The following is a 15,204-nucleotide window of genomic DNA, read 5'->3' on the forward strand; positions in this document are numbered from 1 at the left end:
AAATCGAATCGTCTCTATCGAAAGGATTAAAAGGGGGGATGATAATGATGTGGAAAACGAAAGTAACAGAATTGCTGGGCATCAACTATCCGATCATTCAAGGGGGACTTGCCTACCTCGCTTATTCAGACTTGGCAGCCGCTGTTTCCAATGCCGGTGGCCTCGGTCAGATTACAGCCATGTCACTTAGGTCTACGGAAGAGCTAAAGGAAGAAATCCGTAAAACGAGAATGAAAACAGACCGGCCTTTCGGAGTGAACTTTGCCATAGGGCAGCACGGCCGGCCTTTTTCCAGTATGCTTGAAGCAGCCATCGAAGAAGAAGTCCCGGTAATTTCTATGACGGGAGGAAATCCTGCTCCAATTTTTGAACAGCTCAAAGGAGTACCTGTGAAAAAACTCGTTTTGGTTGCAGCAAGAAGGCAAGCGGAAAAAGCAGAGGAAATGGGTGCAGATGCGGTCATAGCTGTCGGCCAGGAAGGCGGAGGGCATTTAGGGAAAAATGATACCGGAACCTTTGTGCTGATTCCGCAAATTGTAAATTCAGTTTCAATACCTGTTATCGCATCTGGCGGAATTGCCGATGGAAGAGGACTAATGGCTTCGCTTGCATTTGGAGCAGAGGGAATTGAAATGGGGACGAGATTTATTGCAGTAAAAGAGTGTGTGCATGCCCATATTAACTACAAGCAGGATTTAATCAATTCCAGCGAAATTGGCACAGTGCTTATAAAAAAGAGCATTGGAGCGCCTGCAAGAGCTCTGACGAACGAGTGGACAGACACAATCCTGCAGCTTGAAGAACAAAAATCCGGTTATGAGGGATTAAAAGGGTATATTGATGGACAGGCAAATAAAAAATACATATACGAGGGAAAACGGTCTGAAGGATTCGGCTGGGGCGGACAGTCTGCAGGTCTTATTCACGACATTCCCACTGTCCAGGAATTATTTGATAGAATGTTGAAAGAGGGAGAAAGCATCCGGAATACATGGGGGATTAGCGAAAAAGATTGAGGTGAGCACATGGATTATCAGTATCCGTTAGCTGCTGATTGGTCAACAGAAGAAATTATTGACGCCGTTCAATTTTTTGAAAATGTTGAAAAGGCCTATGAACAGGGAATCAGCAGGGAAGATTTCATGAACAGCTATCGGAGGTTTAAAGAAATCGTTCCAAGCAAAGCAGAGGAGAAAAGCCTTTGTGATGAATTTGAAGAGGTAAGCGGTTATTCTTCGTACCGCACCGTAAAAAAAGCAAAAGCCAGTGAAGATGGAGATCGAATAAAAATGTCCTAAACAAAATCCCGGGGGGCACCCGGGATTTTGTTATTTAGTTGATTGTTGAGCCAGCTGATAGAGAGGCAGCAGTGTTTTCAATGATTGCTCAGCTTTATCAATAAATTCTTCAGCACTCATGGATTCTGCTTCCTCCCTGCTGAAATGAACACCGCAAAGCATTTCCGCTTTTTTTACCTTTTGGAGTCTTATGGCCATTTCTTTAAGCCCTTTTTTCCCGAGATTTCTTTGTGCAGCAGCTCCCGGCTTAGTATGGTCTGAGGACCATACAAAATGGTCCGGAATTTCTATCATTATCTGATTAAGATTTTTTTCAGCTGCTTTTCCAAAGCCTTCTTTGGCTGGAGCTTCGTAAATCATAGCAAACCATATAAAAACATGGGTTTCCCATAGGCCAATCTGGAAATGAGGAAGCATTTTATAGCCTCTCTTACTATTGGCGAAAGCTACCCATGTATCATCAGGGGGGTTTACGGAACGCCTTGCATGCTTTGCGACATGCGGAAACATCTCATCACCGGTCCAGCTGGACAAGACGGTACTGAAGTGCTCACCAAGGCTTTCAAGCTTCGGGCGTACCTGCTGAATTAATTTCTCCATCCGCTGATCCAGACCATCTATTGTGAATACTTCAAAATCATCTTTATTAAACCCCGTGAATTTCATAGCTGTGTACAACCTCCTGAATCTAAGTAAAAATATTGTAGCATAACCGGCAGCACGCTCCAATAAAGTTGCACGTTTCATAGTAACGGCAAAGTGGTAAAGTATTGTACCAAGCCTTTTATATAGGTAGATACACAATTTTTTTCACCGTGTTCCCTGTCATTATTAATGAACATAAGATATACAAAATCTCATCGGTCCCAGGTTATCAGAAGCGATTCATGAAATGAGTATGAAAGGGGAGTTTTTCGATGAAACAGGTCATTAAAGCCGCACAGCCCAGAGAGTTGAAAAATCGTATCAGTGTGATCCAGCTGGAATTGGATTATGAACTGGCCACATTGTTTGATGCGATGCAGAATAACAACGAAGATCAAAAATCTGAAAGCAAACAAAGACTTGAAAAACTCAGAAAAGAATGGCTTAAACTGCAGGCATAGCCTGAGGATTTTAAACGAACCTTAAGAAGGTTCGTTTTTATCTGCGCCTGCCCATTCTTTTGCTACCCTTGCTGCTTGTTTTCATGTTTTCCTTGCAGTATCCTGAATACATATCCATACATAATTTGGACAGGCCCAAAGTGCCTGAATCCGTTAAGTCCCATTAGAAAAGAGGCTAACTATGACAAATTGGAAAGAAATTAATCATCAGGCAAAAAGCTGGATTAGAGAAGCAGGAGAAAGGATCCGCGGCTCCTTTACAACGTCTCTTTCAATACAAACGAAATCAAACCCGAATGACCTTGTTACCAACATGGACAAAGAAACTGAACAGTTTTTTATAAGCAAAATTAAAGAAACCTACCCCGATCACCGAATACTGGGAGAAGAGGGATATGGACATGAAATCGAGGACTCCAAAGGGATCATTTGGATTATTGATCCGATAGATGGAACAATGAATTTCGTGCATCAGCAGCGTAATTTTGCCATCTCTATCGGAATTTACGAAGAGGGCACCGGCATGATCGGTCTCATCTATGATGTTGTCCATGATGAGCTGTACCATGCGTTTAAAGGCGAAGGCGCTTATATGGATGACACCCCTCTGCCTAAGCTTGAAATCAGAAAAGTAAAGGAAGCAATTATTGGCTTGAATGCTACCTGGGTTACAGAAAACAGAAGGATTGATCCATCCGTTCTGGCTCCGCTTGTAAGAAATGCAAGAGGAACTCGTTCATACGGATCAGCAGCACTCGAGTTCGCTTATGTTGTTTCAGGAAGACTGGACTGCTACATTACAATGAGGCTTGCCCCATGGGATTTCGCCGGCGGGCTGGTGCTGCTTGAAGAAGTGGGCGGAATAGCAACGACAGTCAGCGGCGAACCAATCAACATAATAGAACGGAACAGTATATTCGCATCAAGGCCTGGCCTTCATGAAGAAGTGCTGAATGGCTATTTGAAAAAAGCATAAAATGCTGACATCAAGAATGTATCATGAAAAAGATTTCTCTTTTTTCGTCCGATGTGTAAAGAAAAGTCCTGAATGGATCAATGAGGAAACGGAACCCGCCCTTCTTGAAGAATATATGAAAAAGTACGAGATGTATCAGGGAGAATGGCGCATCTGGGAAGAAAACGGCGAGCCTGCAGCCATTACTTTCTCAATTGAATGGTCGCCTTCAAATGAAAAACCATGGCTTGGAACCATTTTGGTACATCCATCCAAAAGAAGTCAGGGAATAGGGAAAAAAGTCATACGCTCAGCTGCAGCGGAATTGAAAGAAAAGGGACACAAAATCCTCTTTGCCGGAGTGGCTGCTGAACGGCTGGACTGGATTCAATTTTTAAGCAAAGCAGGCTTTGAGCAATTCAAAATGGAAGAAAACAGCGGCGAAGCTTACACCATTCTGATCTTCCCTCTATAGAAAGAAGGCCGCGGATTGGAAATATCCGCGGCCTTCCTATTTTAAAGCAGTCCTTTTTCACGCATCCTCTTTTTTCTGGCAAATCCAAATCCCATTACAGCACATAATCCAATAATAGATGCAATCACACCGAGTATACTTCTGAATCCGACGGACACCCCGATCAGCATCATCATAACGGCAGCGAGTACTGCCAGTACTAAAAATATCCATTTTCCCGACTTCATTTCCTGCATCCCCTAACGTATAAAAAAAGATTTCAGCTTAAGTTTACTTAAAAACTTTCTATTTTACCAGCAGTGTGTGTTATAATATCGAGGGTATTTTGAATTTATAGGAGATGAAATTGTGAAACTTCGAAACGATCTTCGCAATATTGCGATTATTGCCCACGTTGACCATGGAAAAACGACGCTGGTAGACAAACTGCTTCATCAAGCTGGAACATTCCGTGCAAACGAGCAGGTTGCTGAACGTGCCATGGACTCCAATGATTTGGAACGTGAACGCGGAATAACAATCTTGGCCAAAAATACGGCTATTCAATATAAAGACACTCGCATCAACATCCTGGACACTCCAGGACATGCTGATTTCGGCGGTGAAGTAGAGCGGATCATGAAAATGGTTGACGGCGTTCTGCTTGTTGTCGACGCATATGAAGGCTGTATGCCGCAAACGCGCTTTGTTTTGAAAAAAGCTTTGGAGCAAAAACTGACTCCAATCGTTGTAGTAAACAAAATTGATAAAGACTCTGCCCGCCCGCAGGAAGTTGTAGATGAAGTTATCGACTTGTTCATCGAATTGGATGCTACAGAAGAACAGCTTGAATTCCCGGTTGTATTTGCATCCGCAGTAAACGGAACAGCAAGCATGAACCCCGATCCGGCTGAACAGGAAGAAAACATGGCGTGCATCTTCGAATCAATCATGGAAACCATTCCTTCACCTGTTGATAACAGTGAAGATCCGCTTCAATTCCAAGTAGCGCTTCTAGACTACAACGACTACGTTGGACGTATCGGAATTGGACGTGTTTTCAGAGGAACAATGCAAGTAGGCCAGCAAGTTTCCCTTATGAAACTTGACGGTACGGCGAAAAACTTCCGTGTAACGAAAATCTTTGGCTTCCAAGGATTGAAACGGGTTGAAATCGAAGAAGCACGCGCTGGAGACCTTGTTGCTGTTTCCGGAATGGAAGACATCAACGTGGGAGAAACTGTTTGCCCGGTTGAACATCAGGAAGCACTTCCAATCCTGCGCATTGATGAGCCAACTCTTCAAATGACATTCCTTGTAAACAACAGTCCATTTGCAGGACGCGAAGGTAAATTCGTTACATCCCGTAAAATTGAAGAGCGCTTAATGCAGCAGCTGCAAACTGATGTCAGCCTGCGCGTTGAAAATACAGATTCTCCAGATGCATGGACGGTTTCAGGACGCGGAGAGCTTCACCTTTCCATCCTGATTGAAAACATGCGCCGTGAAAACTACGAGCTTCAAGTGTCAAAACCTGAAGTAATCGTTCGTGAAATTGACGGTGTCCGCTGTGAGCCTGTGGAACGCGTTCAAATCGATGTGCCTGAAGATTACACTGGTGCAGTAATGGAATCCATCGGTGCCCGCAAAGGTGAAATGCAAGACATGATCAACAATGGCAACGGCCAAGTAAGAATGATCTTCATGGTTCCTTCACGCGGACTAATCGGATACTCTACTGAGTTCCTTTCCCTTACTCGCGGGTATGGAATCATCAACCATACGTTTGACAGCTACCAGCCGATGGCTACAGGCCAGGTTGGCGGACGCCGCCAAGGTGTTCTTGTATCCATGGAGAACGGTAAATCATCAGGTTACGGCATCATGGGAATCGAAGACCGCGGCGTAATCTTTGTTGAGCCAGGAACAGACGTTTACGAAGGAATGATCGTCGGCGAACATAACCGCGACAGCGACCTTGTTGTAAACATCTGCAGAATGAAACAGCAAACAAACGTCCGTTCTGCAACAAAAGATCAAACAACTACAATGAAAAAACCGCGCATCATGACACTTGAGGAATCCCTTGAGTACTTGAATGATGACGAATACTGTGAAGTAACACCAGAATCGATTCGTTTGAGAAAGAAAATTCTCGACAAAAACGAACGCGAAAGAGCAGCCAAGAAAAAGAAACTCTCTGGTCTGTAAACCGAATAAATGCTTGTCCGAAATTGGTTTCTTTGCTACTCTGAAAGAAACCAATTTTTTATTTGAAAATCCTGTAAAAAGGGGGCAATAGCAATGGAATCAAGCGAAGTATACAACAGCATGTGGCCTGTGGCTAAATTTATCTACACAACAATGGATCCCGTTGGTGGAGGACAAGCCATGTTTACCGTCATTTTGCTGCTATCCATACTCGTCTTTAAACTAGGCTTCGCCAAAAAACTGCCGCCGCTTAAAGCCGCGCTCATTTACTTCTTTCTCTTTTTAGGATGCAGCTTTCTAACCTTCTTCTCTATATTTCTGCCCATCGCAGAAGGGCTGGTTATTGCAGCGCTTATTCTCATTATCTATAAAATCCGCCTCAATCGGGCCAAAAAAATGGAGCAATCCACATGAGATCCCTCCAGGATGCCCTCTACAACTGGCTCTCTATAAAAGTAGTAGCCCTTGATCGTCCCGACGACCAATCAGCACTAGAAACCGCAGCACTCTTTGAAAATGTCCTGCAGGAAGACCACGGAATTGAACAGCTTACCTTTCATACCGATGACGAAATGTACTGGATATCCTGCCTTCAAAATGGAGAAGAATACCGAACCCGCTTCCCGCAGGAACTGATTGACGTCATGAAGGATCAAATGCGGAGGGAGCCTGAAAGGTTTCGGAACTATGGATTTTAAATCGCTAAAAGCCCCCTATATGGGGGTTTTTGTTTGCACACGGGAAATAAAGGAATAATCAGGGGAATATTGAGCGCGTTAGGAGAAGCCTTGTTGAATTAGGGAAAGTTTGCATTCATATGCAAAAACTAGTGAATGAGCACATTCCAGGCTAGCATTCGGGCTGGATGGAGAGCGCTTTGGCTGCTTACCATCGCATTTAAGATTTAACTTGGACAATTATAAAAAAAACCAGACCTTTTATAGATCTGGACCGGTAACTTCTGCAATTAATTTTTGGCTTATTTAAGAATTAATTCTATAACGTTTTCTTCTCCTCCATTAGCACTTGAAGAGTGCTGGCGAATGGAAACTCCACCGCCGCGTCCATGATGGGACAGTTCGATGGCAATTTTCTTTTCGGCTTTTTCAGCATTGATTTTCATAATTACTGCGTTATTAGGTTCGACTGTTTCTTGGCTGGTTTCTTTATCTCCAGAATAAAGCGAAAGAGCTTCATTTGTTTCGCCATCAAATGCTTTAATTGTGAAAGTTTTTGAAGAATCCCCATTATTCCTTATTTTTAAATCGACCCAATTCTGGCCTGCCTGCTTGCCGACTGTATATCGGTTTGATGAATAATTGTAGCTTTGCATAAGTTCTCATCCCTCTATTTCAATTTCATTTTTTGCTTCTGTATTAAATTGTTTCATCAGTATCACTGTTCATTTTTTTTAGAAGTTCATATAAATTTTTTTGTTTTTGTCTTTCTTCATTGATTAATGTGGTTATGATTTTTTCAAAACTTCCAATTACTTCAGGAGGAATGCCAGCAGTTCCTGCAGGTCCGTTATTTCCTGTTTGAGCTGGTGTTCCACAAGAGCCTATAGAGCTTTCATTTGTATTTCCTGTAATTCCCTGATTAAGAAGTGGCAGCAAATTTGCCAGTAGCAATAAGACCGTAATGGAAATATTGCTGTCATTAAAATTAATCATTGTGTTGTTTCCAACTTTAAAGCAGTTTCCGTTAGAAATGGTATTAGCAGAATTGTCAGCTGCACTTGCGAAACCATTTGCTGTATTCTGCAGAGCACTGTCATTATCAAAAACGTTGTTAGAATGACTTTCATTATCGGACGCGTTGCATGCGGAGCTAGTGGAAGAGAGCGAATTATCTGCATTGCTTTGATTATCATTAGTTGAAGAATTGTCTGCATTACTTGTATTCTCAGTTGTGTTATCTCCAGTAGCTGAAGTTGTGGAATTCGACACTGTATTCGTTGAAGTGCTGCCGCTGTCGATTGTATTGCCTTCAACATTAGATGTACTTGTCGGTTCAACTGTATTGGTTACGGCACTTGTATTTGTATCATTTACAGTCCCTGTGCTGTCTGTATCCGATGTGTTGGTGGCAGTACTAGTGCTGGAGGAGTTATTTTCACCTACACTGGAATTGCTGTCACCTGAAAAGGATGAACTGTCTGTATCTGAATTATTGGAAGAAGTACTATTGCTTGAAGAGTCATTATCCCCAGCGCCTGAGGTACTTGGTCCTGTCATTGCAGTACTTGTCGTATCAGAATTGTTCGAAGATCCGCTGGTAGCAGTAGAGGTATCCGTTGAGATGGTTGAACTGTCCGTATCCGAGGTGCTGGACGAGCCGCTCGTGGCGGTTGACGTATCGGTAGCACTGGTTGAACTGTCTGTATCCGAGGTGCTGGACGAGCCGCTTGTAGCGGTTGACGTATCGGTAGAACTGGTTGAACTGTCCGTATCTGAGTTGCTGGACGAGCCGCTCGTGGCAGTGGAGGTATCCGTAGCACTGGTTGAACTGTCTGTGTCTGAGGTACTGGACGAGCCGCTTGTAGCGGTTGAAGTATCGGTAGCACTGGTTGAACTGTCCGTATCCGAGGTGCTGGACGAGCCGCTCGTGGCAGTGGAGGTATCCGTTGAGCTGGTTGAACTGTCCGTATCTGAGTTGCTGGACGAGCCGCTTGTAGCGGTCGATGTATCCGTAGCGCTGGTTGAGCTGTCTGTGTCCGAGTTGCTGGACGAGCCGCTTGTGGCAGTGGAGGTATCAGTTGAATTGGTGTTGCTGTCTGTATCCGAGCTGCTGGTAGCACCACTTGTAGTAGTAGAAGAGTCATTGGCATTCGATGCACTGTCCGTATCGGAGGTGTTGGACGTGCCGCTTGTCGCAGTAGAGGTATCTGTAGAGTTAGTGTTGCTGTCTGTATCCGAGCTGCTGGTAGCACCGCTGGTATTAGTAGAAGAGTCATTGGCATTTGATGCACTGTCCGTATCGGAGGTGTTGGACGTGCCGCTTGTCGCAGTAGAGGTGTCTGTAGAGTTAGTGTTGCTGTCTGTATCCGAGCTGCTGGTAGAACCGCTTGTGGCAGCAGCAGAGTCATTGGCGTTTGATGTGCTGTCCGTATCTGAGTTGCTTGTTATGCCGCTTGTCGCAGTAGAAGTTTCCGTGGCACAGGTAGAGCTGTCGGTATCCGAGTTGCTGGTAGAACCGCTTGTGGCAGCGGATGAGTCATTGGCATTTGATGTACTGTCAGTATCTGAATGGCTTGTATTGCCGCTTGTCGCAGTAGAGGTATCGGTAGCGCTGGTAGAGCTGTCGGTATCCGAGTTGCTGGTGGAACCGCTTGTGGCAGCAGAAGAGTCATTGGCATTTGAAATACTTTCATTATCTGAGTCACTGGTCGTACCGCTTGATGCTGATGAAGTGTCCGTCGCATTTGATATGTTGTCTGTGACTGTATCATTTTCGGCCTTGCTATTTGCTTCAGAGATGCCTGTAGCTTTTGAGCCGCTTTCGGTTTCTATTTCATTCTCAGCCTTACTATTTGCGTTGGAAATCCCAGTCGCATTTGATTTACTGTCCAAATCAGCATCATTTCTTGATATGGACTTTGTGTTCTGACTATTAATTATACAAGTACAGCCCCTGAATACATCGCATTTGCATACAAGAGAGTTTCCTTTGCATTTTTCACAGTATTTCATTTTGCCGCATTTTTCACATCTGTTTTTATCCGGCATCGGTCAGCCTCCTTTTCCATCACTGACTTCCAGGATGGTATTCCTTTATTTTCCTGAAAAAATATTCTTCGAAATGTATTAGCTTTCTGGCAGGTTCTTCTTTACCTGCATCCTTTAATTTGTTTAATAGGGTTATATTATTGAGAGATAGGCTTTCAAATACCCTTGTCAGTTTTTATATATTCCTTTTTTCGTAAACGGTATGGACGAGTGTACTTGTAAAAATTTTTTTTACACAAATTTACAAGAATGAATTCATGGGCATACCGGTAAGATGGCCAATGGAAATGAGAATTTTAAAAAGGCAGAGGATTTGGATACTCCTCAGCCCAACAAAGTCTATTTAATCGTTTAATTACAGGATTTTCCGCATTTGCACGAGCTGCAATCAGGGGCACAATAAGTTGTGGTAATTTCCAGGGAGCCTGTACAACCGCCAGTTGCCGCACCATTGGTTATACAACGGATAGAAACTTGCCTTACATTTGTAACGGTAATAACCGCAGCTATTGCGCTAGATCCCGGGGTGACAGGTGCCGGAAGGAACCTTTCTACTGTCTCTCCGTTCCCTCTTGTAATAACAAGAATTGTATTGCAGGGTAAACCATCTACAGGGCTTGTAACAGTTGCTGCAATTGTAACTGTAGCGCCGCAGTCCCCGATTGTTTCATATAAAGGAGAGGAAACCGTGCCGCATGCTAATTCAAACCCTATTGTGAAAGGAACGGTAACAGGGATACACGTATTTTTATTTCTGCCGCTGCTGCAGCTCCCACAGCCGCAATCGTCACATAAGCTTCCTTTTTTAAACTTGTTTCCCAGTCTTTCATTTACGATGATATTTGCTGCCTCCTTAAAAGGGCCCTCTAAGCCATTCAAGCATTTCACCTCCTTCGGTGATTTATATAGCATTGTATGGAAGTAAGAGGAAGAATGCTTGTGTTAAGTTCCTAATACCAGATTTTATAATTTTGCTTGTCTTAATTCCTGCTGTTCGAAACTATAATTTATAGATCTCTCAGCAAAATAACTGATTTCTACTGAAGGAATTTTGAGTTTATATTGGGGTATTTTGATTTTTAATATAGGCTATATTAAACTTGGCTGTTGATTGCAGCTAGCAGGCACTCGCTTTCCGCGGGGCGGGCGGTGAGCCTCCTCGCCGCTTTGCGCCTGCGGGGTCTCACCTGTCCCGCTGCTCCCGCAGGAGTCTCGCGCCTTCCACTCCAATCAACAGGTGTTAAAAATCAACACCAGGCTTTAACAGAGCTTTAATATAAAAAAAGAAACTCCATAATTATTTTGGAGTTCCCGACTGTTAAAAATAATTTGGTTTCAGACAATTCCTTTTTTCATCTTTCAATAATCCCGTAAAGATCTTTTTATGTACCGCTGAACTCTTTCTCTTTTTTAGGGAATGTCTTATTCAACCAAGTTAATGTCATTAGAATATGTTCAGGTTGAGAATTGACTTTTTCTAAAAACCAAACATATTCTTTTACTTTTATATCAGTTAGAAGATTTAAGTTTTTGTTTCCGCTTTTATAGTCTAGTTCGGCTACTTCATTTGCGGTAATATAACCATTTATCTGTTGACTATTCCAATTTCAGAAGACATCCGCTCTTCGTTAATTAATACAATATAATGTATATAATTGGACAATGTAAAAAGTCCGTTTATTATATCTTTGCCATTTGCTATGTAGCCAATCTCCTTTGTTTGAATAACAATTTAAATCGGCTTCTTTAATGCGATTAACATTTAGGCGTAATTTTTCATAATGCAACCCTTATCTGAAACAAAATATTTTCATTAAGCAAATTTAGCCATTGGAAGTAATAAAGTATTTGCGGGTGTTCTGGGTAAGAAGAGGGGTAATGGAAAGCGGGTGTGCAGTGATTGTCTTTCTTTATTCAATGCTGTAATAAAGTACTTTTCTTAATTAAAGGGGGAGTTTAATGCAGGTAAAGAAATTAGCATCATATTACAGAAACTGCTGAGCAAATAAACTTTGTCCACATCTAAATAAAGAAGGAGAAAAAGGAAGGGACTTTAATAACGGATAATATTTTTTAATTGGATGCAGACCTCCTTACGATCCATCCTCCCCACACCAAAACCCCTGCAAATACCAAATGAGCCGCTGCCCACCAACCAAATGCCCTTATATCATATACAGATGGTACATTTTTATTGGCAAGAATAGAGAGCGGAAAGTATAAGAACCCAGCTGGAATAGTAATTAGCAGGGCGAGTGCGGATTGTTTTAGCAGTGTGATGAATTTAAGCCAGTCCCGGATCAGGATAAATCCTATCCCAATCGGCACCGCTACTGCCAAATGTATTCCGAATTCCACCCATTCTGGAAGTGGCTTTGAGTAAATAAAGTCGACATTTAGGAGCAAGGTATATACTTTTAAACCGGTCAGAGCTTGAATTCCTTTCAGAAAAATGCCCAGGATGATTCCGCCAGCAAGGCCGATTATTCCGCCGCGGGCGATCATGATAGAAAGTCTCCGGTTTGTTTGTCCCGGTAAAGCCTGAAGTTTCCTGTGCTCAGTCTTTCTTTTGTTTTTGTTTCGATCCGTTCGTAGCATTCAGGACAGGTGTATGTGTGGATGGGTCTGTTGCGCAGCCTTTTAGCCAGCAGGGTTTCGTCATTTATTGTGTGTACTTGGTCGCATATTACGCATTTTACTCTCATGAATAACACCTCTTACAGTTTGTATAGACCGATTATACCACAGGCTGAAAAAGTTTCAGGGGGAGGACTGTTTTTATTGGAACATTTGTGAAAAATCGGTATGATAGAGGTATACTGCGGCATTGGAGGGATGGATATGGCAAATAAGGTTGAGATTCAGCTGATTGACCCGCTGTTTAATGCTTTGCAAAAGGAAAGATTTGTGACCATAGCAACGATTGATCATGAGACTGGAGCACCGAATGTAAATGCAATTTCGTGGGTGCTTGCTCCGGATCGCCAAAGGCTTTATTTCGCTTTGGATACACGTTCGCGCATTTTGGAGAATATACATAAGCATCCTGCTGCGGTTATTAATCTTCTGGCAAATGAGTCTGCTTACTCCATTATTGGGAACGCTCATGTGAAAATTGAAAAGCTTGAGGGCGTTCCGCTTAAACTGTCTTTGGTGGAGCTTGAGATTTCAGAAATACGGGATGTTATGTTCTACGGTTCCAGAATTTCTACTGAGCCTCAGTATGCCAAGACTTATGATGAAAAAGCAGCAGCCCGCCTTGATCAGCAGGTGATGGATGCTATGAAAAAAGCTTAGTCAGAATATTCTGGCTAAGCTTTTATCCATTTAGTTCTTTTTCAGTTCTTTGTTGGATTCATCGTTTTGATGTTTATCTAATTCATCTTGCTGATTTTTAGGCAGCTGATCATTGTCCTGTTCAGTTGGTTCTTTTTCCTGATTATCCATCGTATCATTAGGTACATCCGGCATTACGCGGCCGACGATAGCAGCCAGTTCATCCAATAGCCCGCCGATTGGTCGGCCTTGCTGGATTTCCTTCGCTAAGTGGCGGATTCGCTGGTTGGTGTCAGCATCTGCCACAACGACGGCATTTGCACCGTATGGATCGTTTTTTAAGCTTTCTGTAACTGAATATTTGACTGATTCTACTTTGCTCCGGTCAAGCTCTGACTCAACATCGATTCCGACAATGGCATATTTGCCGAGGACGACTGCAGTGGCATCATTTACATCTGGAACGCGATTGGCGATTTCCACTAAGTGTTTCGAAATTTGCTGGCCGGTTTTGCGGTCGACTGGTCTTTCGATGCTGTTTTTGACTGTAATGGGTTTGGATTTATAATCAGTGGATGTTTCACCTTGTGAATTTTCATTGGCCGAGCATGCAGTAAGCATGAAAAGGCAGGAAAAAACGAAAAATAGTAACGAACGCAGCATACGAGCACTCCTTTTGAATAGCTTTTAACTTTATTGTCTAAATAACCTTCTATCTTTATTCACAAAATCATATATTTTAGCATCGATTTATGAACAGGCAGTGGTGAGAGAGAAGGCGGCGATTGCCGTCATATGCGGACTAGGAGGCGGAATATTGAATAAGGTTTATGTATTGGACACGAATGTTTTGCTGCAAGATCCGAATTCAATTTTTTCTTTTGATGACAATGAAGTGGTCATCCCGGCAGTTGTGCTGGAGGAAGTAGACTCCAAAAAACGCTATATGGACGAAGTTGGACGAAATGCACGCCAAGTTTCCAAGCTTATTGATGGACTGCGTGAACAGGGAAAGCTCCATGAAAAAATACCGCTCCGCAATGGAGGAGTATTAAGAATAGAATTAAATCACCGATCCTTTCACGAGCTTCAGGATATATTTGTTGAAAAAACAAATGATAACCGGATTCTGGCTGTTGCCAATAATCTTTCGAATGAGGAAAAATCAAAAGAAAATGGCCGGCCTGTTATTATTGTCAGTAAAGATACATTGGTTCGCGTGAAAGCAGATGCACTCGGACTAATTGCTGAAGACTTTTTGAGTGACCGGGTCGTTGAAGTTGATCATATATATACAGGGTTCCTCGATTTGTACATAGACCGGGGAAATTTGGACAGGTTTTATGAAAAGAATGAACTGACTCTCACAGAAGTCACCAATCACCCGTTTTATCCGAATCAGTTTGTCATTATGAAGGATGCTTTGGGCGGATCGGCTTCTGCAGTAGGGATGGTGGATAAGACCGGTAAAAAGGTAAAGAGACTATTTACCGACCATGATCATATTTGGGGGATCCGGCCAAGAAATGTGCAGCAGACCATGGCCCTTGAATTGCTTTTAAGAAATGACCTGCCGCTTGTTACGCTCGTTGGTAAGGCAGGAACCGGAAAGACGCTGCTTGCTCTTGCTGCCGGACTTTTGCAAACCGAGGACATGGGGACTTTTAAAAAGCTTCTTGTTGCAAGGCCGATTGTACCGGTAGGGAAAGACATTGGGTTTTTGCCGGGTGAAAAGGAAGAAAAGCTTCGCCCCTGGATGCAGCCAATTTATGATAATCTTGAGTTTCTGTTCAATACTAAGAAACCCGGGGAGCTCGATGCTATTCTCGCAGGTATGGGTTCGATTGAAGTGGAGGCTCTTACTTATATAAGAGGACGCAGTATCCCTGACCAATACATCATTATTGATGAAGCACAGAATCTTACAAAGCATGAGGTTAAGACCATTCTTACCCGTGTCGGGGAAAGAAGTAAAATTGTGCTGATGGGAGACCCGGAGCAGATTGATCACCCTTATCTGGATGAGTATAACAACGGCCTGACTTATGTGGTCGAGAAATTTAAGGACCAGCAAATTGCCGGTCATGTGAAGCTCGTCAAAGGTGAGCGTTCCGGACTTGCGCAGCTTGCTGCGGATCTGCTGTAAACGAAAGGAAGGTGCCTTCATCAGGCACCT

Annotated in this window: 20 protein-coding genes; 12 read left to right on the plus strand and 8 right to left on the minus strand. The window is 43.0% G+C overall.

Features of this window, described 5'->3' with window-relative positions; genetic code table 11:
• Positions 1-44 precede the first annotated feature (44 nt).
• Positions 45-1,016 (plus strand): NAD(P)H-dependent flavin oxidoreductase, encoded by a 972-nt coding sequence (locus tag J9317_RS08575; protein WP_211557892.1) that lies wholly within the window; start codon positions 45-47, stop codon positions 1,014-1,016.
• Between the two features lie 9 nt (positions 1,017-1,025).
• Positions 1,026-1,298, plus strand: a complete 273-nt coding sequence (locus J9317_RS08580) for a UPF0223 family protein (RefSeq protein WP_211557893.1) — start codon at positions 1,026-1,028, stop codon at positions 1,296-1,298.
• 30 nt (positions 1,299-1,328) lie between these two features.
• On the opposite strand, the gene J9317_RS08585 is transcribed toward J9317_RS08580, so the two are convergent.
• Positions 1,329-1,964 (minus strand): YktB family protein, encoded by a 636-nt coding sequence (locus J9317_RS08585; RefSeq protein WP_211557894.1) that lies wholly within the window; start codon positions 1,962-1,964, stop codon positions 1,329-1,331.
• Between the two features lie 251 nt (positions 1,965-2,215).
• On the opposite strand from J9317_RS08585, the gene J9317_RS08590 reads away from it, so the two are divergent.
• The 3 genes from J9317_RS08590 to J9317_RS08600 all read left to right on the plus strand — a co-directional run bounded on the left by J9317_RS08590 (position 2,216) and on the right by J9317_RS08600 (position 3,834).
• Entirely contained in the window at positions 2,216-2,404 is a 189-nt protein-coding gene (locus tag J9317_RS08590; RefSeq protein ID WP_211557896.1) for a hypothetical protein, read from the plus strand.
• Positions 2,405-2,585: 181 nt separating this feature from the next.
• Entirely contained in the window at positions 2,586-3,380 is a 795-nt protein-coding gene (locus J9317_RS08595; protein WP_211557898.1) for an inositol monophosphatase family protein, read from the plus strand.
• 1 nt (position 3,381) lies between these two features.
• Positions 3,382-3,834, plus strand: coding sequence for a GNAT family N-acetyltransferase (locus tag J9317_RS08600; RefSeq protein ID WP_249292081.1), 453 nt, complete (start codon positions 3,382-3,384; stop codon positions 3,832-3,834).
• Positions 3,835-3,875: 41 nt separating this feature from the next.
• Here the strand turns inward: J9317_RS08600 and J9317_RS08605 are convergent, their stop codons facing one another.
• On the minus strand, positions 3,876-4,061 hold the full coding sequence (locus tag J9317_RS08605; protein ID WP_211557899.1) for a YlaF family protein: 186 nt from the start codon (positions 4,059-4,061) through the stop codon (positions 3,876-3,878).
• Between the two features lie 121 nt (positions 4,062-4,182).
• On the opposite strand from J9317_RS08605, the gene typA reads away from it, so the two are divergent.
• The 3 genes from typA (at position 4,183) to J9317_RS08620 (ending at position 6,722) form a co-directional block, all read left to right on the plus strand.
• Positions 4,183-6,024, plus strand: coding sequence for a translational GTPase TypA (typA, locus tag J9317_RS08610; protein WP_211557900.1), 1,842 nt, complete (start codon positions 4,183-4,185; stop codon positions 6,022-6,024).
• A gap of 153 nt (positions 6,025-6,177) precedes the next feature.
• Complete coding sequence (locus J9317_RS08615; protein WP_431190700.1) at positions 6,178-6,438, plus strand: YlaH-like family protein; 261 nt, start codon at positions 6,178-6,180, stop codon at positions 6,436-6,438.
• On the plus strand, positions 6,435-6,722 hold the full coding sequence (locus J9317_RS08620; protein WP_211557902.1) for a hypothetical protein: 288 nt from the start codon (positions 6,435-6,437) through the stop codon (positions 6,720-6,722). Before J9317_RS08615 ends, J9317_RS08620 begins: the two co-directional genes overlap by 4 nt.
• 281 nt (positions 6,723-7,003) lie before the next feature.
• On the opposite strand, the gene J9317_RS08625 is transcribed toward J9317_RS08620, so the two are convergent.
• Both J9317_RS08625 and J9317_RS08630 read right to left on the minus strand, forming a co-directional pair.
• The gene (locus tag J9317_RS08625; RefSeq protein ID WP_211557903.1) at positions 7,004-7,357 is read right to left on the minus strand and encodes a hypothetical protein; all 354 of its coding nucleotides are present in this window, start codon (positions 7,355-7,357) and stop codon (positions 7,004-7,006) included.
• A gap of 43 nt (positions 7,358-7,400) precedes the next feature.
• On the minus strand, positions 7,401-7,697 hold the full coding sequence (locus J9317_RS08630) for a hypothetical protein (RefSeq protein WP_211557905.1): 297 nt from the start codon (positions 7,695-7,697) through the stop codon (positions 7,401-7,403).
• Positions 7,698-7,959: 262 nt separating this feature from the next.
• Between J9317_RS08630 and J9317_RS08635 the strand changes: the two genes are divergently transcribed.
• Positions 7,960-9,633 carry a hypothetical protein gene (locus tag J9317_RS08635; protein ID WP_211557907.1) on the plus strand — a complete coding sequence of 558 codons (1,674 nt, stop codon included), beginning with the start codon at positions 7,960-7,962 and terminating at the stop codon, positions 9,631-9,633.
• A 525-nt stretch (positions 9,634-10,158) separates the two neighbouring features.
• Positions 10,159-10,677, plus strand: coding sequence for a hypothetical protein (locus tag J9317_RS08640; RefSeq protein WP_211557909.1), 519 nt, complete (start codon positions 10,159-10,161; stop codon positions 10,675-10,677).
• Between the two features lie 457 nt (positions 10,678-11,134).
• Here the strand turns inward: J9317_RS08640 and J9317_RS21120 are convergent, their stop codons facing one another.
• From J9317_RS21120 to J9317_RS08650, 3 genes are all read right to left on the minus strand, one after another.
• Positions 11,135-11,341 (minus strand): hypothetical protein, encoded by a 207-nt coding sequence (locus tag J9317_RS21120; protein WP_488656184.1) that lies wholly within the window; start codon positions 11,339-11,341, stop codon positions 11,135-11,137.
• A gap of 484 nt (positions 11,342-11,825) precedes the next feature.
• Complete coding sequence (locus J9317_RS08645) at positions 11,826-12,257, minus strand: hypothetical protein (protein WP_211557911.1); 432 nt, start codon at positions 12,255-12,257, stop codon at positions 11,826-11,828.
• Complete coding sequence (locus J9317_RS08650) at positions 12,254-12,457, minus strand: YlaI family protein (protein ID WP_082883920.1); 204 nt, start codon at positions 12,455-12,457, stop codon at positions 12,254-12,256. Before J9317_RS08650 ends, J9317_RS08645 begins: the two co-directional genes overlap by 4 nt.
• Positions 12,458-12,593: 136 nt before the next feature.
• On the opposite strand from J9317_RS08650, the gene J9317_RS08655 reads away from it, so the two are divergent.
• Entirely contained in the window at positions 12,594-13,049 is a 456-nt protein-coding gene (locus tag J9317_RS08655; protein WP_211557912.1) for a pyridoxamine 5'-phosphate oxidase family protein, read from the plus strand.
• Between the two features lie 30 nt (positions 13,050-13,079).
• Here the strand turns inward: J9317_RS08655 and J9317_RS08660 are convergent, their stop codons facing one another.
• Positions 13,080-13,691 (minus strand): YhcN/YlaJ family sporulation lipoprotein, encoded by a 612-nt coding sequence (locus J9317_RS08660; protein ID WP_211557913.1) that lies wholly within the window; start codon positions 13,689-13,691, stop codon positions 13,080-13,082.
• Positions 13,692-13,842: 151 nt separating this feature from the next.
• Here J9317_RS08660 and J9317_RS08665 point away from each other — a divergent pair, with 151 nt between their 5' ends.
• Positions 13,843-15,174, plus strand: coding sequence for a PhoH family protein (locus J9317_RS08665; protein ID WP_211562236.1), 1,332 nt, complete (start codon positions 13,843-13,845; stop codon positions 15,172-15,174).
• Positions 15,175-15,204 lie beyond the last annotated feature (30 nt).

This window comes from Metabacillus flavus (assembly GCF_018283675.1).
Classification (GTDB): Bacteria; Bacillota; Bacilli; order Bacillales; family Bacillaceae; genus Metabacillus_B; species Metabacillus_B flavus.